The organism is Burkholderiales bacterium (assembly GCA_036262035.1).
GTDB lineage: Bacteria > Pseudomonadota > Gammaproteobacteria > Burkholderiales > SG8-41 > JAQGMV01.
Genome location: DATAJS010000009.1, coordinates 248,978 through 269,047, shown reverse-complemented (window position 1 = coordinate 269,047; position 20,070 = coordinate 248,978). Strand labels below are relative to the sequence as shown.

At 67.8% G+C, this 20,070-nt stretch carries 18 protein-coding genes; 10 read left to right on the top strand and 8 right to left on the bottom strand.

Features of this window, described 5'->3' with window-relative positions; all coding sequences use genetic code 11:
* Positions 1-20 precede the first annotated feature (20 nt).
* The 7 genes from pabC (at position 21) to VHP37_07200 (ending at position 5,820) form a co-directional block, all read left to right on the top strand.
* Positions 21-845, top strand: coding sequence for an aminodeoxychorismate lyase (pabC, locus tag VHP37_07230; GenBank protein ID HEX2826121.1), 825 nt, complete (start codon positions 21-23; stop codon positions 843-845).
* Positions 829-1,830: an endolytic transglycosylase MltG gene (gene mltG, locus VHP37_07225; GenBank protein HEX2826120.1), complete on the top strand. Its 1,002-nt coding sequence runs from the start codon at positions 829-831 to the stop codon at positions 1,828-1,830. The genes pabC and mltG overlap by 17 nt, the downstream gene beginning before the upstream one ends.
* Entirely contained in the window at positions 1,827-2,453 is a 627-nt protein-coding gene (tmk, locus tag VHP37_07220; GenBank protein ID HEX2826119.1) for a dTMP kinase, read from the top strand. Before mltG ends, tmk begins: the two co-directional genes overlap by 4 nt.
* On the top strand, positions 2,450-3,466 hold the full coding sequence (holB, locus tag VHP37_07215) for a DNA polymerase III subunit delta' (protein ID HEX2826118.1): 1,017 nt from the start codon (positions 2,450-2,452) through the stop codon (positions 3,464-3,466). The genes tmk and holB overlap by 4 nt, the downstream gene beginning before the upstream one ends.
* Positions 3,463-4,242 carry a TatD family hydrolase gene (locus tag VHP37_07210; GenBank protein ID HEX2826117.1) on the top strand — a complete coding sequence of 260 codons (780 nt, stop codon included), beginning with the start codon at positions 3,463-3,465 and terminating at the stop codon, positions 4,240-4,242. The genes holB and VHP37_07210 overlap by 4 nt, the downstream gene beginning before the upstream one ends.
* Positions 4,239-4,877, top strand: coding sequence for an ankyrin repeat domain-containing protein (locus VHP37_07205; protein HEX2826116.1), 639 nt, complete (start codon positions 4,239-4,241; stop codon positions 4,875-4,877). Before VHP37_07210 ends, VHP37_07205 begins: the two co-directional genes overlap by 4 nt.
* 397 nt (positions 4,878-5,274) lie before the next feature.
* A complete protein-coding gene (locus VHP37_07200) occupies positions 5,275-5,820 on the top strand; it encodes a response regulator (GenBank protein ID HEX2826115.1) in 546 nt (181 codons plus the stop codon).
* 46 nt (positions 5,821-5,866) lie between these two features.
* Here the strand turns inward: VHP37_07200 and VHP37_07195 are convergent, their stop codons facing one another.
* On the bottom strand, positions 5,867-7,069 hold the full coding sequence (locus VHP37_07195) for a 3-oxoadipyl-CoA thiolase (GenBank protein HEX2826114.1): 1,203 nt from the start codon (positions 7,067-7,069) through the stop codon (positions 5,867-5,869).
* A 23-nt stretch (positions 7,070-7,092) separates the two neighbouring features.
* Positions 7,093-8,622, bottom strand: a complete 1,530-nt coding sequence (locus tag VHP37_07190; protein HEX2826113.1) for a 3-hydroxyacyl-CoA dehydrogenase — start codon at positions 8,620-8,622, stop codon at positions 7,093-7,095.
* A gap of 169 nt (positions 8,623-8,791) precedes the next feature.
* Here VHP37_07190 and VHP37_07185 point away from each other — a divergent pair, with 169 nt between their 5' ends.
* Genes VHP37_07185 through VHP37_07175 form a run of 3 tightly spaced genes read left to right on the top strand, consistent with a single transcriptional unit; the run spans position 8,792 to position 11,362 of the window.
* Positions 8,792-9,193 (top strand): GtrA family protein, encoded by a 402-nt coding sequence (locus VHP37_07185; protein ID HEX2826112.1) that lies wholly within the window; start codon positions 8,792-8,794, stop codon positions 9,191-9,193.
* Positions 9,194-9,200: 7 nt separating this feature from the next.
* Positions 9,201-10,139: a glycosyltransferase family 2 protein gene (locus tag VHP37_07180; protein ID HEX2826111.1), complete on the top strand. Its 939-nt coding sequence runs from the start codon at positions 9,201-9,203 to the stop codon at positions 10,137-10,139.
* Positions 10,136-11,362, top strand: a complete 1,227-nt coding sequence (locus VHP37_07175) for a hypothetical protein (GenBank protein HEX2826110.1) — start codon at positions 10,136-10,138, stop codon at positions 11,360-11,362. Before VHP37_07180 ends, VHP37_07175 begins: the two co-directional genes overlap by 4 nt.
* Here VHP37_07175 and VHP37_07170 read toward each other — a convergent pair.
* The 6 genes from VHP37_07170 to asnB all read right to left on the bottom strand — a co-directional run bounded on the left by VHP37_07170 (position 11,349) and on the right by asnB (position 20,066).
* Positions 11,349-12,161: an enoyl-CoA hydratase gene (locus VHP37_07170; protein HEX2826109.1), complete on the bottom strand. Its 813-nt coding sequence runs from the start codon at positions 12,159-12,161 to the stop codon at positions 11,349-11,351. The genes VHP37_07175 and VHP37_07170 overlap by 14 nt on opposite strands.
* Before the next feature lie 74 nt (positions 12,162-12,235).
* Positions 12,236-13,006 carry a CpsB/CapC family capsule biosynthesis tyrosine phosphatase gene (locus VHP37_07165; GenBank protein HEX2826108.1) on the bottom strand — a complete coding sequence of 257 codons (771 nt, stop codon included), beginning with the start codon at positions 13,004-13,006 and terminating at the stop codon, positions 12,236-12,238.
* On the bottom strand, positions 13,003-15,231 hold the full coding sequence (locus VHP37_07160) for a polysaccharide biosynthesis tyrosine autokinase (protein HEX2826107.1): 2,229 nt from the start codon (positions 15,229-15,231) through the stop codon (positions 13,003-13,005). The genes VHP37_07165 and VHP37_07160 overlap by 4 nt, the downstream gene beginning before the upstream one ends.
* 80 nt (positions 15,232-15,311) lie before the next feature.
* Positions 15,312-16,445: a glycosyltransferase family 4 protein gene (locus tag VHP37_07155; protein HEX2826106.1), complete on the bottom strand. Its 1,134-nt coding sequence runs from the start codon at positions 16,443-16,445 to the stop codon at positions 15,312-15,314.
* A gap of 19 nt (positions 16,446-16,464) precedes the next feature.
* Positions 16,465-18,120: a family 43 glycosylhydrolase gene (locus VHP37_07150; GenBank protein ID HEX2826105.1), complete on the bottom strand. Its 1,656-nt coding sequence runs from the start codon at positions 18,118-18,120 to the stop codon at positions 16,465-16,467.
* Complete coding sequence (gene asnB, locus VHP37_07145; GenBank protein ID HEX2826104.1) at positions 18,117-20,066, bottom strand: asparagine synthase (glutamine-hydrolyzing); 1,950 nt, start codon at positions 20,064-20,066, stop codon at positions 18,117-18,119. Before asnB ends, VHP37_07150 begins: the two co-directional genes overlap by 4 nt.
* Positions 20,067-20,070 lie beyond the last annotated feature (4 nt).

Below are 20,070 nucleotides of genomic sequence, written 5' to 3'. Positions count from 1 at the left end.
CGCTCGGCGAGGCCGTCTCGATGATCCTCGTCGACGGCGTGCCGGCCGGCCAGGTGCGCGCCACCGATCGCGGGCTTGCCTACGGCGACGGCGTTTTCCGCACCTTCACCCTGACGGCAGGCAGTCCGCGTCACTGGCGCCGGCACTATGCGAAGCTCGCCGCCGACTGCGCCGCCATCGGTCTCGCGTGTCCGGCGGAACCGCTGCTAGGCGACGAGCTCCGACGGGCGTGCGGCGACGCCCCCGGCGAGCACGCGGCGAAAATCACCGTGACCCGCGGCGACGGCCCCCGCGGCTATGCTTACGCCCACGATGCCATCCCGACCCGTATCGTTTCCGCCTCACCCCGTGTGCCGTATCCCGCGGAGTACGCCGCGCGCGGCGTGCGCGTGATGAGGTGCGTTCTTGCGCTCGGCCACCAGCCCGCGCTCGCCGGGGTCAAGCATTTGAGCCGTCTCGAAAACGTGCTCGCACGGGCCGAATGGAATGATCCGTCGATCGCCGAGGGGCTGTTGTGCGACGCCGACGACAACGCGATCGGCGGAACCATGACGAACCTCTTCATCGCCGCGAACGGCGCGCTTGCGACGCCGTCCCTCGCGCGCTGCGGCGTCGCGGGCGTCACGCGCGATCGCGTGCTCGACGCTGCGCGCAGGCACGGCGTGGCCTGCGCCGTCCGCGACATCCCGTGGGCAGACGTGCTCGCGGCCGACGAAGTGATCCTGACCAACAGCCTGGCCGGGGCCTGGCCGGTCCGGGAGATCGACGGGCGCATGTTCGAGGCCGGTCCGCTCGCGCGCTCGGTTCAGCGCTGGCTCGAAAGCGACGATGAAGAAAGCGCTTAAGCTCCTCACGTTAGCGTTCGGGCTGGTCGCCCTCGCCGCGATCGGCTGGTGCGTCTATTACCCGACGCACGAGCTTCCGCTCGCGCGCTCGCCGATGCAGTTCAGCATCAACGCCGGCAGCAGCCTGCGCGCGGCCACCCAGCAGATGGTCCAGGCCGGCGTGGTCGACAATGCGACCGCCTTCGAGATCCTCGCGCGTGTGTTCGGCGATCCGCGCAACATCAAGGCCGGAAACTACGAGGTGGAGCAGGGCACCTCGCCGCTCGACCTCATCGAGAAGATCTCGAAAGGCCGCAACAGCACGCTCGCGATCACGTTCGTCGAAGGCTGGACCTTCAGGCAGATGAGGAAGGCGCTCGACGACAATCCCGAGCTCAGGCACGACACGCAGGGACTCTCGGATGCCGAGGTGCTGGCGAAGCTCGGCATCAACGAGCACTCCGCCGAAGGGTTGTTTTTCCCGGACACGTACCACTTCAGCACCGGCGTGCCGGACCTGAACATCCTGCGCCGCTCCTACGATCTCATGCAGAAGCACCTCTCGGCGCAGTGGGACCAGCGCGCGCCGGACCTGCCGCTCGCGACGCCGTACGAGGCGCTGGTGCTCGCGTCGATCGTCGAGAAGGAGACGGGCAGGGCGGTCGAGCGATCGATCATCTCCGCGGTGTTCCTGAACCGTCTGAAGCTCGGCATGAAGCTGCAGACCGATCCGACGGTCATCTACGGCCTCGGCGAATCGTTCGACGGCAACCTGCGCAAGCAGGACCTGCTCGCCGACTCGCCCTACAACACTTATCTGCGCACCGGCATGCCGCCGACGCCGATCGCGATGCCGGGGCTGGGGTCGCTGTACGCGGCGCTGCATCCCGCCTCGACCGACGCGCTCTACTTCGTCGCGAAAGGCGACGGCAGCTCGCATTTCTCCAAGAGTCTCGAAGAGCACGACCGCGCGGTGACGAAATATCAGAAGGGCGGCAAGAAATGAGGCGAGGGCGGTTCGTCACCATGGAAGGCCTCGACGGCGCAGGCAAGACGACGCAGCTCGACGTCGCCGCCGATGCGCTGAAAGCGCGCGGTCTCCCGCTGCGCGTGACGCGCGAGCCCGGCGGGACTCCGCTCGGCGAAGCGCTGCGCGGCCTGCTCCTCGATCCGGCGGCCCGCTATGCGCCGGAAACCGAGACGCTGCTCATGTTCGCCGCGCGCCGCGAGCACATCGACAAGGTGATCGCGCCCGCGCTGGCGGAAGGCACGTGGGTGCTGTGCGACCGCTTCACCGACGCGAGCTTCGCCTATCAGGGCGGCGGCAGCGGCGTCGAGTGGCCGAAGCTCGAAACGCTCGAGCACTGGGTCCACGCCGATCTGCACCCCGATCTCACGATCTATTTCGACGTCAGCCCCGAGATCGGGCGCTCGCGCGCGAGCGCGATCAAGACACCCGATCGCTTCGAGCAGGAGCGCGCGGAGTTCCACGCGCGCGTACGTGCGGCGTATCTGGAGCGCGCGAGAGAGCATTCGAACCGCATCCGCGTCGTCGACGCCGGCGCGACGGTCGACGAGGTGAGCGCGGCCGTGCGCGCGATCCTCTCCGGCTTCTGCGAGGCCGCATGATGCTGCCGCTGCCGTGGCATCAGGGCGAGTTCGACGCGCTCGCGAGCGCCAAGGACCGCCTCGCGCACGCGCTCCTCATCCACGGCCCGCGCGGCATCGGCAAGCTCGATTTCGCCCGCGCGCTCGCGCAGGCGCTGCTGTGCGAGACGCCGACCGAATCGAACGCGGCCTGCGGCGGCTGCACCGCGTGCGCGTGGTTCGAAGCGGGCGCGCACCCGGACTACCGGCAGATCGAACCCGCCGCCGAGAGCGAAGACGACGAAGACGAGGAGGGCGGGAAACCGGCGAAGGCGGCGAAGAAGAAGTCGGTCTTCATCACGGTCGCCCAGATCCGCGCCCTGCCCGAGCTCATCAATATCACGAGCCATCGCGGCGGTCCGAAGGTGATCGTGCTGCACCCGGCCGAAGCGCTCAACGTCAACGCTGCCAACGCGCTCCTGAAGAGCCTCGAGGAGCCGCCGCCGGGCACCCATTTCGTGCTCGTGTCGCATCGCCCGCACCAGCTCCTGCCGACGATCAAGAGCCGCTGCCGCCAGGTGGCGTTGCGCGCGCCGGACCGCGACAGCGCGGCTCGATGGCTCGCGTCGCGCGGCGTCAGGGACGGCTCGCTCGCGCTTGCGCATACGGGCGACGCGCCGCTCCTCGCCCTCGAGCTCAACGACTCCGATTACTGGGGCGCGCGCAAGGCGTTCCTGCGTCAGATCACCGCGCGCGAGGTGGACGTGCTCGACGCCGCCGAAGCGGTCCGCGACTTGCCTGTACCCCATATCGTGAGCTGGCTGCAGAAGTGGTGCTGCGACATCGCGTTCTACGGGACGTTGGGCCGCGTGCGCTACAACCCGGACGAGCGCGAAGCGATCGCGCGCGTCGCCGACCGCGTCGACCCGCTCGAAGCGCTGAGGCTCTACCGGCGCATGACCGAATACCAGCGGATCGCGCAGCATCCGCTCAACGCCAAGCTGTTCATCGAGCACCTGTTGCTCGCGTACCGCAACCTCGTACAACCGCAATGACTCTCGTCGATTCGCACTGCCACCTCGATTTCCCCGAGCTCGCCGCCGACCTGCCCGGCGTGCTCGACGACATGCGCGCGCACGGCGTCACGCACGCGCTGTGCGTGTCGGTGACGCTCGAAGATTTCCCGAAGGTGAGGGCGCTCGCGGAGGGGCACGAAAACCTCTACGCGTCGGTGGGAACGCATCCCGATTATCCGGACGCGCCGCTGGTGACGGTCGACGCGCTCCTGCGGCTCGCCGACCATCCCAAGGTCGTGGCCGTCGGCGAGACCGGCCTGGATTACTACCGGCTCGAAGGCGATCTCGAGTGGCAGCGCGAGCGCTTTCGCACGCATATCCGCGCCGCGCGCGCGTGCGCGAAGCCGCTCATCATCCACACCCGATCGTCCGCCGCCGACACGCTCGCGATCATGCGCGAAGAGAGCGCGTCGGATGCGGGCGGCGTCATGCACTGCTTCACCGAGACCTGGGACGTCGCCCGCGCCGCGCTCGACCTCGGGTTCCACATCTCGTTCTCGGGGATCGTGACGTTCAAGAACGCCGTCGAGCTCAAGGAGGTCGCGAAACGGGTCCCGCTCGACCGCATGCTGGTGGAGACCGACTCGCCGTATCTGGCGCCCGTGCCGTACCGCGGCAAGACCAACCGGCCCGGATGGGTGAAATACGTCGCCGAGGAGATCGCCAAGCTGCGCGGCATCGCTTTCGAGGAGGTCGCCGAGGCCACGACCCGCAACTTCTTCGGCCTGTTCAAGCGCGAAGGAGCGCCCGCATGAGCGCCCTGCTGCGCGTCCTGGCGCTGGCCGCCGGTCTCCTCGTCGCCGCGCCCGCGCTCGCCGACACCTACGACGACATGCTGCGGGCGATCGAGATCGACGACCACCGGACCATCGCCGGCTTGCTGCAGCGAGGCGCGGACGTGAACATGGTCAACCCCAAGGGCGACACGCTCCTCATGGCCGCGGCCCGCGGCGGCAAGCCCGAAGTCATCCGGACGCTGCTCGCTGCGAAGCCGCGCCTCAATGCCCGCAACGCCTACGGCGAGACCGCGCTCATGCTGGCCGCGATCAACGGCCGCGCCGACATCGTCAAGATCCTGCTCGACGCCGGCGCGGAAGTGAATCAGACCGGCTGGACGCCGCTCATGTACGCGGCGGTCAACAATCACGTCGAGGTCGCCAAGCTGCTGCTTGCGAAAGGCGCGCAGGTCAACGCCATCGCCCAGAACGGCACCAGCGCTCTCATGATGGCTTCCCGCGAGGGGCACCTGCCGATGGTGCTGCTGCTCCTCGAGCACGGGGCGGACGTGAACTACACATCGGCCTACGGCCACAACGCGTTGAGCGTGGCGACCGACAGGCACCAGAACGAGGTCGCCGACGTGCTCGTGAGGGCGGGCGCAAAGCGCTGACCGCGGGCTTTCTCGATGGGCGACGGATTCATCCCGAATTGCGCATAATGTGTATTATGTAAAATGAAGGGCATGTCGAACGATTGAGGCTTGCAGGACGCTGCGTCGGGTGATCCCCTGCAGCCCTATTGGCCGATTGCTCTTACGATAGGCCTGCAAGGACACTCGATCTCAGCAAGAACAACAAAGCATCGACCGACACACCGCGCGCCGGTTTTCCGGAAACCCATCGACCATGCGGCAGCTTTGGGACATCGCTGCGGGAGCCCCTGTGCCGTCGCGCGCAGGCGTGCGCCCGGATTCGTCAAGGCGCAGCCCGAAGTCCGTGCTGTGCCTCCTGCCGCGCTCCTCGCGCATCAACCCCCTCGCCGGCCTGCTGAGGGCCTACGAACTGTGCGTGGGCGACAGCCTGGGTCAGCTCGTGAAGCTCTCGCGCGAGCGCACCTTCGATCTCTACGTCCTGGAGAGCCCGCTCGGCTGGATAGGCGCGCCGGAGCTGTGCCGCCGGATCCGCCGATTCGATCCGCACACCCCGATCGTTTGTTACGCGATGCACGCCGATTCGCAGGAGCGCCGCGAAGTGCTCGGCGCCGGCGCCCAGGCCTACGTGCCGCGCGCCCAGGGCTCGCACGTGCTCTCCGGGACCGCTGCTCAGCTCGTGATGCTGACCGAGCTGAGGAGCGACGAAGCGCTCGCCGCACGGGGTCCTACGATCCGCGAGGAGCTGGCAAAGCAGCTCGCCCGGTCGCGGGCGCTGCGCAATCCTGCAGGGACGATGCTGCGGCCGCATTCGCAGGCGAAGCTGAAGGCCGAGGCGCGGCGGCTTTTCGCTGCCGCGGGCGGCAGCCGGGCGAACTTCGAGCGGGCGTGGCCGGCGTTCTATCGAGAGTTGCTCGACGAGATCTCGGCGTCGGCCGGCGGCGCTTCGCAGTCGCAGAAATAAAAAAGCCGGGAACGCATCCCGGCTTTTTCGATGCCGCCGCAGCGCGTCAGACGCGCTCGAGCACCGCCGCGAGACCCTGACCGCCGCCGATGCACAGGCTCACCAGGGCGTAACGGCCGCCGCTGCGCTGGAGCTGGCGAGCGGCCGTCAGGGCGAGCCGCGCGCCCGACGCGCCGAGCGGATGGCCCACGGCGATCGCGCCGCCGTTCTGGTTCACCCGGCTGTCGTCGAAGGCGACGCCGAGCCCTTTCAGGCACGACAGGACCTGCGCGGCGAACGCCTCGTTGATCTCGATGACGTCCATGTCCTTGATCGTGAGGCCGGCGCGCGCCAGCGCTTTCTGCGACGCCGGCACCGGGCCGATGCCCATGATGTCCGGACGCACGCCCATGGCGCCGGTCGCGATCACGCGCGCGAGCGGTTTGACGCCGGCTTTCTCGCCCGCTTTCTTCGAGCCGACGATCAGCGCCACCGCGCCGTCGTTGACGCCCGAAGCGTTGCCCGCGGTCGTGACGCCGCCCTCGTACAGCGACTTCATCTTGGAGAGCGCTTCGACGGTCGTGCCGGGCCGCGGATGCTCGTCGTCGGTGACCGGCGGCACCGGGCCTTTGCGCGTGGCCGGCATTTCCACGGCAGCGATCTCGCCCGCGAAGAAGCCCTCGCCTTTCGCGATCTGGTAACGCTGCTGCGAGCGCGCCGCATAGGTGTCCGCCTGCTCGCGCGTGATGCCGTATTCCCGCGCGAGGTTGTCCGCGGTCTGCGGCATCTGGTCGTTGCCGAATTTCTTGACGATCTTGGGATTCATGAAGCGCGGGCCGATCGTGCTGTCGGCCATGTGCTGGTCGCGGCCGAACGCCATCTCGGAGCGGCTGATGACGATGGGCGCGCGGCTCATGCTCTCCACGCCGCCGACCAGGATGACGTCGCCTTCGCCGCAGGTCACCGCGCGCGACGCGTAGACGAGGGCGTCGAGGCCGCTCGCGCAATTGCGCTGGAGCACCGTTCCCGGGGTCTCGATCGGCAGGCCCGCGGCGAGACCGGCATGGCGCGCGACGCAGCGGCTGTCCTCGCCGCCCTGGTTGGCGCAGCCGACGACGAGGTCGTCGACCTCCTCGGCCTTGAACGCCGACTGCTTCATGAGGTTGCTGATGACGTCACCGAGCAGATCGTCGGGACGGACCCTGGCGAGCGTGCCGCCGTGGCGGCCGAACGGGGTGCGGAGGCCTTCGTAGAGATACGCGTCGAGCATGGGATGTCCTTTTCGGTGGTCGGTCAGGATTCGGCCGTGAGCAGCGGGACGCCGAGCTTCGCCCGGCGCGTGAGCCAGATATTGGGACGATACCGCGGATCCGCATAGATGCGGTTCATCGACGACAGAATGCGGTGCACGGTGGCCGGCCCCAGCAGCTCGCCGAACGCGAAGGGGCCGTTCGGGTAATTGAGGCCGAGCGTGACCGCTTTGTCGATGTCGGGCGGGGTCGCGGTGCGGCTCTGCGCGATCGAGCACCCGATGTTGACGATCATCGCGACGATGCGCTGGGCGATGAAGCCGGGACTGTCACGGCAGACCGTAACCGGCACGCCGTCTGAGGCGAGGAGCCCGTGGGCGGCTTCACGGTAGTTCGGATCGATGATCGGCGTCGTCATGATCGTGCGGCGCTTCACCATCGGGAACAGGGTGTCGACGGCGACGGTGCGCCTGGGGTCGAGTCCCTGCTCGGTCGCGCACGTCGTCGTGTCTTCGCCGACGGGCGTGACGAGGATCAGCGCTTTCGCGCTCGGCTGGTCACCCGATTCGACGTTGGCGCCGAGCTTCGACAACAGCTCGGTGAGCACGCGATGTCCGCGCTCCTCGGCGCGGCTCACCCACACGCTGTCGGGACGCGCCGAAGGCGCCGGCGCCTCGGGCGGCTGCGTCGCTTTCATCTCGGCGTCGTATTCGTAGAAGCCCTTCTTCGTCTTGCGCCCCAGGATGCCGGCCTCGTAGCGCGACTGCATGATGAGGTTGGGCCGGTAACGCTGTTCCTGGAAGAACTGGTTGTAGATGAGGTGCGACGCGGGCTGCGTGACGTCGAGACCGGTGAGGTCCATCAGCTCGAATGGCCCCATGCGAAAACCGCCGACGTCGCGCATCACGCGATCGACGTCCGCGAACGTGGCGACGCCTTCGTAGACGAGGTGCGAGGCCTCGAGGTTGTAGCCGCGGCCGACCTGGTTCACGAGAAAACCGGGGGCGTCGACGAGGCGCACCGGTTCGCGCGTCATGCGTTTGCCGATCGTCATCAGCGCTTCCGACACCCACGGCGCGGTCTGCAGGCCTTCGATCACCTCGACGAGCTTCATCAGCGGCACGGGGTTGAAGAAGTGAAATCCCGCGAAGCGCTGCGGCGTCTTGAGCTTGGCCGCGACCGTCGTGACCGACAGCGACGAGGTGTTCGTCGCGAGGATGCAGTCGGGGGCGACGATGTCCTCGAGCTGCGCGAAGAGCTCGCGCTTGGCGTCGAGGTTCTCGACGATCGCCTCGACGACCATGTGGCACGCCTTGAAGTCCGAGAGCGCCTCGACGACCTTGATGCGTCCGACGGCGGCGTCGGCGGCCTCCTTCGTCAGCTGACCCTTCTCCGCCGCGCGCGCGATCATCTTCGCGACGAAGTCCTTCGCTTCCTGCGCCGCGCCCGGGCGTGTGTCCTGGATCAGCACGTTCATGCCGCCGGCTGCCGCGACCTGGACGATGCCACGCCCCATCGCGCCGGTGCCGACAACGCCGATCGTGAGATCGGATCTGGATGCGTCGAATGCCATGGTGCTCTCTCTGAGTGTTTCTTCGGGTAAACCGGATTGTCGTTGTCGAAACGCTGCCGCGGTGCGCTACGATCGCGAGCGGCGGATCGATTGCGGCGTACGCGTGCCGGGACGGATGCGAGCGGTGCGTCGAGGGGCCGATGATACCAAATTCTCACTCTCGGACCGGATGGCCCTGCTCACACAGCTCCTCCGCTACTGCATGGTCGGCGGCGTCGGCTTCGCGGTCGAAGCGGCGGCGATCGCGGTGCTCCAGTACGGCTTCGGCTGGTCGGCGCTGCCCTGCCGCGCGGTGTCCTTCCCGCTCGCGGTCCTGGTCACGTACTGGCTCAACCACCGCTACACCTTCGGCAGCCGCGGCGGGCTCGCGGAGCTCGCGCGCTACATGCTAAGCCAGGGTGCGGGCCTGATCGCCAATCTGGCCGCATACGCCGCGACGATCTTCGCGGTGCCGCAGCTCGACCGGCACGCGCTCGTCGCGCTCGTCATTGGATCGGCGCTGGGGCTGCTGGTAAATTTCGTGCTCGCGAAGCTCTTCGTCTTCGGCGCTCCCGACGACAAACGGGGATAAACAGAACGTGTCCAGCGCACCCAGCGTCGCGGTGATCATTCCGTGCTACAACGAAGCGGCCGCGATCGCCAGGGTCGTGCGCGATTTCCGCGCCGCCCTGCCCTGCGCCGACGTCGTGGTCTACGACAACAACTCGCGCGACGATACCGCGCGCCTCGCGCGCGAGGCCGGCGCGCAGGTCTTTGCCGAGCCGCTGCAGGGCAAGGGCCACGTGATACGCCGCATGTTCGCGGACGTCGACGCGGACGTGTACGTGCTCGTCGACGGCGACGACACCTACGACGCCGCCGCAGCGCCGGCCATGGTCGACAAGCTCCTCGCCGAGCGCCTCGACCTCGTGAACGGCCGCCGCCGCGAGACCGACGCCCAGAACTGGCGGCGCGGCCATCGCTGGGGCAACCGCGTGCTCACGGGCATGGCGAAGCGCCTGTTCGGAGATCGTCTCGACGACATGTTGTCCGGCTACAAGATCTTCAGCCGGCGCTACGTGAAGTCGTTTCCTGCGCTGTCGACCGGTTTCGAGATCGAGACCGAGCTCACCATCCACGCGCTCGAGATGAACATGCCGATCGCCGAAGTCGACACGGCGTACCGCAACCGGCCCGAAGGCTCGGTGAGCAAGCTCAACACCTTCCGCGACGGCTTGCGCATCGTCGCCATGATCGCGCGCCTGCTCAAGGAGGTGCGGCCGCTCGCGTTCTTCTCCACGATCGCGGCGCTGCTGGGAGCGGCCGCGCTGTTCCTCGCGGTGCCGCTCGCTACCGAATATCTCGAGACCGGGCTCGTGCCGCGCCTGCCGACCGCCGTCCTCGTCACCGGCATGATGATCGTCGCCGCGTTGAGCTTTACCTGCGGCGTGCTCCTCGATTCGGTCGCGCGCAGCCGCCGCGAGATCAAGCGGCTGCACTACCTCGGCATCCCGCTCGTCTTCCGGCCGCCGACATGACCGGGCGATGGCGGCCGGGTCGCGGGCTCGCGCTTTTCGCGGCGCTCGTGTTCGGCGCCTGCGTGGTCATCGATCTCGCGGTCTTCCCGCTCGCGCCCCGCTTTCCCGACGAGCAGCGCTTCATCTCGGAGGCGATCGCATTCGCGCAGTCGGGCCAGTTTCGAATCGGAGAGGACCGCGCGTGGGAGATGCCGCTCACCGGTCTCGTGTACGGCGTGCTGTACGCGGCGACGGGCAGCGAGCCTGCGCTCGTCGCGGCCGCGCGCTGCCTGCAGGCGCTCATGCTCGTGGTGATGGCGTGGCACGCTGCAGATCTCGCCCAAAGGCTCTTCGCGCCGCGCGCCGCAGGCACGCTCGCTTTCGCGGGCGTGCTCGTCTACCCGATGTTCGTCGCGTTCCAGACGCTGCTGCTGTCCGAGACGCTCTTCATGACGCTGCTGACGGCGGCGATGCGCTGGCTGTATGTCTGGGCCGAAGAGCCCGCCCGGTACTCCAGGCTCGCCGCGTATGCCGCGCTGATGGCGGCGGCCACGTATGCGAAACCGAGCCTTACATGGCTGCCGCTGGTACTGCCGCTGTTGTTCGCGCGGCGTCCTTCGCATTCATGGCGTGAAGCCGCGCGCATCGTCGCGGTGGCCGCGACGGTCTATTGCGCCGCGTTGAGCCCGTGGTGGATCCGCAATGCGCTGATCCTCGGCGAGCCGGTGTGGTTCACGACCGGCTCGGCGAGCAATTTGTATCTGGGGAACAACCGCGCCAACACGACGGCCGGCGTCGACTGGAACAGCGACGTGGAGCAGCCCTTCACCGACGAGACCGAGAAGCTGCCCGAGGTCCGGCGCGACCGCCGCTATCATGCGCGTGCGGTCGAGTACATCGTCGCGGAACCGGGCCGCTTCGTGCACGACGCGGGACGCAAGCTTGTCCGGTTCTGGAACGTGTTCCCGAACTACGAGCTGTTCCGGCAGGGACCGTACCGCTTCGTCGTCGCCGCGAGCTACGGCCCGGCGCTGCTGCTCGCGTTGTGCGCGGTGTGGCTGTATCGCCGCGAGTGGCGGCGCCTCTTGCCCATCTACGCGTTGTTCGCCTACTTCACGCTGGTGCACACGGTGACGATCGCGTCGCTGCGCTATCGCCTGCCGCTGGAAGTCTTTCTCGTGGTCTTCGCGGCGGGCGCGCTGGCGCGCTTGGCCCAGCGCCGCCCCGGCGTCAGCGGCCGGTGAAGACCGGTTTGCGCTTCTCCATGAACGCCGTCTGCCCTTCCTTGTAGTCCGCGCTCGCGTAGCAGGCGTCGACCATCTGCTGGCAGCGGCCGAGGTCGCGCTTCTCGGGATCCTGAGCGCACTCGAGCAGCGCGCGCTTGACCGACGCGATCGTGAGCGGCGCGTTGTTCGAGATCGTGGTCGCGTAGTCGAGCGTGTACTTCTCGAGCTCCGCGGCGGGCACGAGCCGATTGATGAGGTTCATCTGCAGCGCTTCCTGCGCGTTGAACTGGCGCCCGGTGTAGAAGATCTCCGCAGCGAACGACGGGCCGACGATGTCGGTGAGCCGCTTGATGCCGGCGAACCGATAGCCCAGGCCGAGCTTGGCGGCGGGAACGCCGAAGCGCGCGTCGTCGGCCGCGATGCGGATGTCGCAGCCCACCGCGATGCCGGTGCCGCCGCCGATGCAATAACCGCGGATCATGGCGATCGTGGGCTTGGGCGAATTGCGCAGCGTCTCGCCTGCCTCGTCGGCCGTCGCGTTGTAATGCGCGACCGCTTCGGGGCTCGAGCGCTTTTCCTTGAACTGCGAGATGTCGGCGCCGGCGACGAAAGCCTTCTCGCCCTCCCCGCGCAGGATGATCACCCGCACCTCGGCATCCTCCGCGTAGGCCTTGAGCACGTTGGTGAGCGACTGCCACATCTCGAGCGACACCGCGTTGTGGCGCGCGGGATTGTTGAAGACGATCCAGCCGATGCCGCCTTCCTTGCGGGCGACGAGCTTGTCCGTGATCGAAAGCGGAGTGCCGGGATGGTTCATGGGACGGGCCTTGTGCGGGAGGGAAAAGACGAAATTCTAGCGCATCGGCCTCCGTCCGGAGGGTTGCTGCGGCGCTACGAGTGCTCGATGACGCGGCCTTGCGAGCCGCCCGGGGCCGCGGGAACGGCTTCATCCCCTATCAGCTTCGAAGGCGTCTCGCGCGTGAGCCTCTGCGCCAGCGCTTCGCCGCCCATTTCGACGAGCGCGGCGTAGGCGAGGTCGAGGTTCGGCGGCCGGTGCTTGAGGTTGTGCGCGTCGGTCGCGACGACGTGCGCCCAGCCGCGCTCGAGCAGAACCTGCGCGCAGTCCTGCGCGGGCTTGCCGAAGTGGCCGATGATCGACCCGCCGGTGAGCTGCAGCAGGCAGCCCATGTCGACGAAAGGCGCGATCTTGTCGACGCTGCGCATGACCTCCTTGTTGCGCTCGGGATGCGCGATCAGCGGCCGGATGCGCCGCGCGAGGAGCCACTTGACGAGCTTGTCCGCGCCGAGCAGGAGATGGCTGTGCGGGAACTCGAGCAGCATGATGCGATAGCCGTTGGAGACGCCGAGGAACGGTATCTCCTGGTCTTCCACCATCTGAATGATGTCGGCCGAGATGCGCACCTCGCCGCCGGCGCGCACCGCGAGCGGGATCTGCTTGTGCGCGAGCACGCGCTGGAACGCGGCGGCGAGCTTGGCGATCGACGAAGCGTTGTTCTCGTAACGGCCGGGGTGCACGTGCGGCGTCATGACCGCGGTGGTGATGCCGGCGGAGACCGCGGCGCGCGCGAGGTCGAGGGACTCCTCGAGAGTCTGCGCGCCGTCGTCGATCCCCGGCAGGTAATGACAGTGCAGGTCGATCACGTGCGCAGCGCGGGCACCGCGTCTTTCGACGTCCGCGTGTAATACCCGTCGTATTTGTAATACGCACCCGTATACGCGCCGTAGTAGCGTTCGGCGCGCTTGAAATCGAGCTGGTTGAGCGTGATGCCGAAGAGCTTGGCGTCGACCTCGTTGAGCGCGCGGATGCAGCGGCGCGCAAGCGGATACGGCGTCGAGTCCGCCTTGACGACGAACATCACGCCCGTGACCATCTTCGACAGCACGAGCGCATCGCTCACCAGGTGCACGGGCGGCGAATCGATCACGAGGAAGTCGCACGTGCCGGACAGCGCCTTGATCAGTGCTTCGAAGCGCCGCGAGAGGATGAGCTCGAGCGGGTTGACCGGCACAGGACCGGTGGCGATCGCGTAGAGCGACGTGCCTTCGACGCGCTGCAGGCATTCGGCGAAAGTCGCCGATCCCGACAGCAGGTTCGTCAGACCGGGCTTTTTCGGATCGAGCCCGAGCTTCTCGCCCACCGAGGGGCGCCGCAGGTCGGCGTCGATCAGGAGCACGCGCTTGGTCTGCGCCTGCGCGAGCGCGAGGTTCACCGCCACCGCGGTCTTGCCTTCGCCGGGCACCGACGACGTCACGAGCACCGTCACCTGCGGGGTATCCGCGGCGGACAGCAGCACGCCGGTGCGCGCGGTGCGGATCGCTTCGGAGAACACCGACTTCGGGTCCTCCAGGTAGTGACGCCCGACCGACTTCGCTTCGTCGCCGTGCAGGAGCGGCAGCGTCGTCAGCATCGGCTGCCCGAGCTTCTCTTCGACGTCGTCGGCGGACTTGAGCGTGTTGTCCAGGCGTTCCAGGAGCAGCGCGACGAGCGCACCGACGAGCAGGCCGATGACGAGCGCGATCGAGACCACCTGTTCCTTCTTCGGCTTCACCGGATACTGCGAAGGGCGCGCCTCGTCGCTGATGCGCGCGACGGCGTTGGCCTGCAGGTCGCGCGAAGCGCGCGTCTCGCGGAAGCGGTTGAGGAACAGATCGTAGATCTGGCGGTTCGTCGCCACGGCGCGCTCGAGCGACGCGAGCTCGAACTCCTTGCGGTTGATCGACTGCACCGTGCCCTTCGCCTGCGCGACGCCGGCTTCGAGCGCCTGCTCGTTGGTGCGCGCGATGTCGTATTCGTTCTTCAGGCTGGCCACGACGTTCTGGACCTCGCGCCGCGTGTTCTCGCGCGCCTGCTTCAGCTCGGCCTGCGCCTGGATCATGCGCGGGTGCTCGGGCCCGTGCTTGTTCGAGAGCTCGATCACCCTCTTCTCGGCTTCGCCCTCGGCTTCCTTCAGGCGCTGTATGAAGGGGCTGCGCATGACGACCGGCAGCACGTCGAGCTGTCCCTTCGCGTCCCTGACCTGCGCGTAGGCGTGCTCGGCGGCGTAGCGCCGACTGCGCGCGGCCGCGAGGCGCGTGAGCTGCTCTTCGATCTGGCGCGTGGCTCCGCTCTGTGCCAGCCCCTTGGTTTCGATGAGGCGCGCCTTCTCCCGGTACTGCTGCAGCGCGCGCTCCGATTCCTCGAGGTTCTTCTTCAGTCCGCCGAGCCGCCCGCCCAGCCATTCGCTCGCGCGCATGTTCATCTCGTCGCGCGCTTCCATGTCGGCTTCGATATAGGTTTCGGCGATCGCGTTGGCGATCTCCGCCGCGACCTGGGGGTCCGACGATTCGAAGTGCACCCGAATCAACTGGGAGAGCCGTACCGGCTCGACGGCCATGCGGCCCATCACCGAATCCACCGCGGCCTTCTGCAGGGCCTCCTCGGACAACGGCTGGTCCGGCGGGCCGAAGCCGAGCTGCTTCTTCAGCTTGTCGGTCCACGACGGCTCCTGCTGGCGCGGGTCGAAGTCCTTGTGCTTGGTCAGGTCGAGCTTTTCGACCAGGCGCACAGCAAGAGCGCGCGCCTTGAGGATCTCGGCCTGGGTCTGGAAGTGCTCGCGGCTGTCGCCGATGCTCGCGTAGACCTCCTCGGTCGGCGCGATCTTCGCCTTGTTCTGCTCGATCAGCAGCGTGACGGTCGAGCGATAGATCGGCGTCTGGAGGTTGACCATGACCGCTGCGATCGCGCTGAGCGCGACGGCGAACGCGAGGATCGCCCATTTGCGCTTGGCGATCGCACGCCAGTAGATGACGAGATCGAGCGTCTCGCCCTTCTGGCGCATCGCGCCGACCATGGATTGCAAGCTGAATTTGCGTGCGTCTGCCGCCATCGATTCAGGATCCGTAGTGGACAGTCAGAGCACGCCGCGGACCGCGGGGAGCGCGTGGAGCACTGACATGGATAATATAGCTAAACAGCTGCCGAAAGTAGGTCGCGGTAAACCGCGAACGTCTTCTCGAAAACAATGTCCTGGTCGAAGTACTCGAGCACTGCGCAGCGCGCGGCCGACCCCATCCGCGCCCGCTCTTCGGGCCGTTCCCACATGAAGCGTATCGCCGCCGCGAGCGCCGCCGGGTCTCTCGCCGGCACCAGCAGGCCGTTCACGCCGTGCTTCACGACTTCGCGGCACCCCGGCACGTCGGTGGTCACGATCGGAAGCCCGCAGGCCGCCGCTTCGAGGAGGCTGCGCGGTACGCCCTCGCGGTAGCTCGGCAGCACGGCCACGTCGATCTCCGCGAGCAGCCGCGGCATGTCCGCGATGTGCCCCAGGTAACGCACCGCCTGGCCTTCCTGCCATTTCGCGATCTGCGCTTCGGGCACCGAGGCCGGATTGCCCGGGTCCGGATTGCCGGCGAGCAGAAACTCGACCGGTAGCCCGGCCTCCTTGAGGAGGTTCGCAGCATCGATGTATTCGCGTATCCCCTTGTCCCACAGCAGCCGCGACGCCAGCAGCACGCGCATCGTGTCCGATTGGCCGGGCTCCGCGGCCGGATGAAAGCGCGCCGTGTCCACCCCCGAGCCCATGATCACGTGTGTGCGCTCCGTCGAGGTGAGATCGGCCGCGAGAAAGGCTGCGAGGTCGTCCCTGTTCTGCAATATCAAGCGTGAGCCCTCGCCCCCCAGGGTCGCGCGGATCAGGTTGCGGACGACCGGCCGGAGCAGCCGCGCCTTGTAACCCTCGTCCGAGAACACATAACCCATGCCCGTCACCGCGTTCACGCGATTGCGTATGCCGTGACGGCGCGCGATCAGGGAACCGTATACCACGCATTTGATGGTGAAATGATGAACTATGTCCGGTTTTTCAGCGGCATACACCGCGGATATGCGACGGATGAGCGCGAGCTCGCGAGCCGGATTGAGGCTGCGCCGATCCATGTCCAAGCCGATCCAGCGGAACCCTTCGGCCTGCAGCAGCGGCCCGTACGAGCCGGCCGGCGACAGCATCACGACCTCGAATCCCCGTGCGCGCAGGAACTTGGCCAGCGGCAGCCGGAAGTTGTACAGATACCAGTCGGTGTTCGCGAAAAAGATGACCTTCAATAGAGCGTCCTTCGCCGCGTCAGAAGCGCAGCCGCGGCTGCAGGGCATCCAGCATCGTGAGTCCCGGTACGTGGCTTAACGTGTGGACGGCGACGATTCTTCCGTCCCACGTCGGTTCGATGCGCTCGATTTCGCGCTCGCGATACTCCGCCTCGTCCAGCCGTTCGATCTCGTGCAGCCTCACGCCATAGCCGTAGCGCACCGAGCAATCCTGCGCCGGACGCAGCAGCCGCCCTTCCCGTCGCATGATCGCGCCGGCAGGGCGCGCCCGGCGGGCATCGGAGACGATGGGGTTGCGCCGGTGCGGCTTCCACGGACCCGTGAGCGCGTCGCTGTGAAAGAGGTACAGCTCGTCGGAGAACGATGCGCCCGGGTTGTCGACGACGTTGGCGAACAGCCACCAGCGGCCGTCGTGCTCGATCAGCGTGGAGTCGGTCGCCGCGATATCTGTCAGGAGTGTCCTGACATGCTCCCAGTGCTGCGGAAAGTCGGTGCAGCGGTAGAGATCGATCGTGCGGTTCGCTTCGGATTCCGGGACCATGTAGAGCTCGCCGTCGTGCTCGAACACGAACGGGTAAGACAGATGGTACTCGCGTTCCAGAACCTTGACGGGCGCGGACCAGGTCCCGTCGTCGCCCAGCGAGAGCACCGCGATGTGTCCCTTGCCCGTATCGAACGGACACTCTTCGATGAACGCGTAATAGCGGCCGTGGCGTCGCACCAGATGCGGATCGGCCCAGAAGCGGTCTTTCGGCGGAACGAGCTTGGTGAACTCTGCCGGTGCCGTGGACAACGCGTCGCCGCGCCGGTAGAGCAGTATCCACTGATCGAGCATGAAGCGGCGGGCAGCGGACGCGCGGGCGCGCCGCGTGACGTTGCGCGCGACATAGCGTGCGAGCGCGGCCGTTCCCGGCGCCTCGAGCGGCGCGTCGGATCGCATTGCGGACGGCGCGCGGTCCGTGCTCTGCGGCAAGCGTTGTGCTCCCTCCTCGTGCAGCCGCCGCAGCGTCTGCGGAACCAGCGCAGCGATGCGCCAGCACAGCGCGCTCGCGTTGAGCTTGAGCGAAAACGGATTGGTCGCGGGCGTGGTCGTCGCGAGCGCGACACGCGAACCGTCCGCGCGCGTCTCCTCGAGCACCGCCTCGCCGACAGCCCAGCCGTGATACACCGGCCAGAAGCTCGCTTCGGCGGCATCGGCCGAAACGCTGTACGGCTGTGTGACACTCCACACGCCGTGGCGCACGAGCGCGGCGATCTCGCGCGGCGGCGCGACGCCTCCTAGGTCGACGAGCACGTCGAGCCCGCGGCCGGCCAGCGCTTCCGCGATGACGGCCGGGGCGCGCTGGAGCACGCTGACCCTTTCGAGCAGGGCACGCGCGTCCTTGAGCTCGAGCGCGTCGACCTCGCACACCATCCTGGCGTCCAGACGCGCGACGATGCGTGCGAGGATGCTCTGCGCGGCGCTTCGGACTTGGGTTCCCTCGGCGCCGCCAGGCACTACGATCGCCAGCGCGAGCTCCGAATGACTCGAGCCGGCGATGCTTTCCAGCGCCGCATGCTGCCACACCGGAATGTCGAGCGCGCGCAGCAGCACGCCGACCGCAAGTTTCGGTGCAGGAGCCGGCGTCGCGGTCGCGTGCGTAACCGGGTCGGCGGCGAGATCGGGTCGGGTCACGCGGCGTCCGCTTGCGTCGCGAGCCACGCCTGGAACATGAGGACGTCCCACAGCCAATACTGCCAGTTGCGCGTGCCGGCGAGATGCTCGGCCCATTTCTCGCGGATAGGCACCGGGTCGAAATGTCCGCCGTCGCGCAACCTGCGCTCGTCGAGGAGGTCCTCCGCCCAGTCGCGCAGCGGGCCGCGCAGCCAGCTGTCGATCGGCACGCCGAAACCCATCTTCGGCCTCTCGACGAGCTCGCGCGGCACGTAGCGATACAGCACCTGCCGCAGCAGCCACTTGCCGTGATCGTCGCGGATCTTCATCGACAGCGGCACGCGCCACGCGTACTCGACCACGCGATGGTCCAGCAGCGGCACGCGCGCTTCGAGGCTCACCGACATGCTCGCGCGATCGACCTTCACGAGGATGTCGTCGGGCAGATAGGTCACCGCGTCGAGGTACATCATGCGCGACGTGAAGTCGTCGAGCGCAGCCCACTGCGCGGGATCGGTGATCGGCGTGGCGGGCTCGCGCGCGCCGTAAACGATGGAATCCGGCTGCGGCCAGTGCGAGATGAGGCCGTGGTACAGCACGTCCGCCGACGGCACCGACAGCACTTCGGCGAGCTTGTGCACGCGGTCGCCCGTGATCTCGCCGAGGCTCGCCGGAACCAACCGGGTCACTCCGCCCATCAGCGTGTTCCACGATTGCGGCGAGAGCGCGGTCAGCGCACGTCCGGCGAGGCTGCGCAGGCCGCTCGGCACCTTGCCGATCTTGTTCCAGATGCGGCGTCCCCAGAAATAACGCACGTAGCCGCAGAACAGCTCGTCGCCGCCGTCGCCCGACAGCGTGACCGTGACGTCGTTGCGCGCGAGCTGCGAGACGAGGATCGTCGGTATCTGCGACGAATCGGCGAACGGCTCGTCGTAGACGTGCGGCAGCGTCGGGATCACCGCCATCGCCTGCCCCGGCGTGACGTAGAGCTCGGTATGGTCGGTACCCAGATGCGCCGCCACCGCTTTAGCGTGCCGCGCTTCGTTGTACTCCTCCTCTTCGAAGCCGATCGAGAAGCTCTTCACCGGCCTTTGCGACTGCGCCTGCATCAGCGCGACCACCGTCGACGAGTCGATCCCGCCCGAGAGGAACACCCCGACCGGCACGTCGGCGACGGTGCGTATCTTCACCGCGTCGCGCAGCAGCGTGTCGAGCTCGTCGACCGCTTCGCGCTCGCCGACTGCGAGCGGCGCGCGGGCGCCGGCTTCGGCAGCAGTGCGCAGGCTCCAGTACGCACGAGGCTGCGCATCTCGGCGATCCGCAGAGACCGTCAGGTAGTGCGCCGCCGGCAGCTTCGCGACGCCTTTGTAGATCGAGTACGGCGCGGGCACGTAGTTGTGGCGCAGGTACGCGGAGAGCGCGTTGCGGTCGATGTCCGCGCTCCATCGCGGGTGCGCCCGCAGCGCCTTCAGCTCCGAGCCGAAGAGGAACGTGTCGCCGATCCAGCCGTAATACAGCGGCTTCTCGCCCATGCGGTCGCGCGCCAGGTGCAGGACTCGCTCGCGGGTGTCCCACAGCGCGAACGCGAACATGCCGTTGAAGCGCTCCAGCGCGCCGGCGATTCCCCAGCGCTCGAACGCCGCGAGCATCACCTCGGTGTCGGAGTGTCCGCGCCAGCGAAAGCCGTCGAGGTCGCGGCGCAGGCTTTCGAAGTTGTAGATCTCGCCGTTGAACGCGATGACGTAGCGTCCCGACGGCGACACCATCGGCTGGTGGCCTTCGGGCGAAAGGTCGATGATCGAGAGGCGCCGGTGTCCGAGGGCGATGCCCGCGGCGGGATCGGTCCACACACCGGCATCGTCGGGGCCGCGATAGCGGATCGCGTCCGCCATCCGCGTGACGGTGTCCGGCATCGCTTCCGCCGAAACGATCGCGCCGCGCTGAAGAAATCCCGTTATGCCGCACATGCCG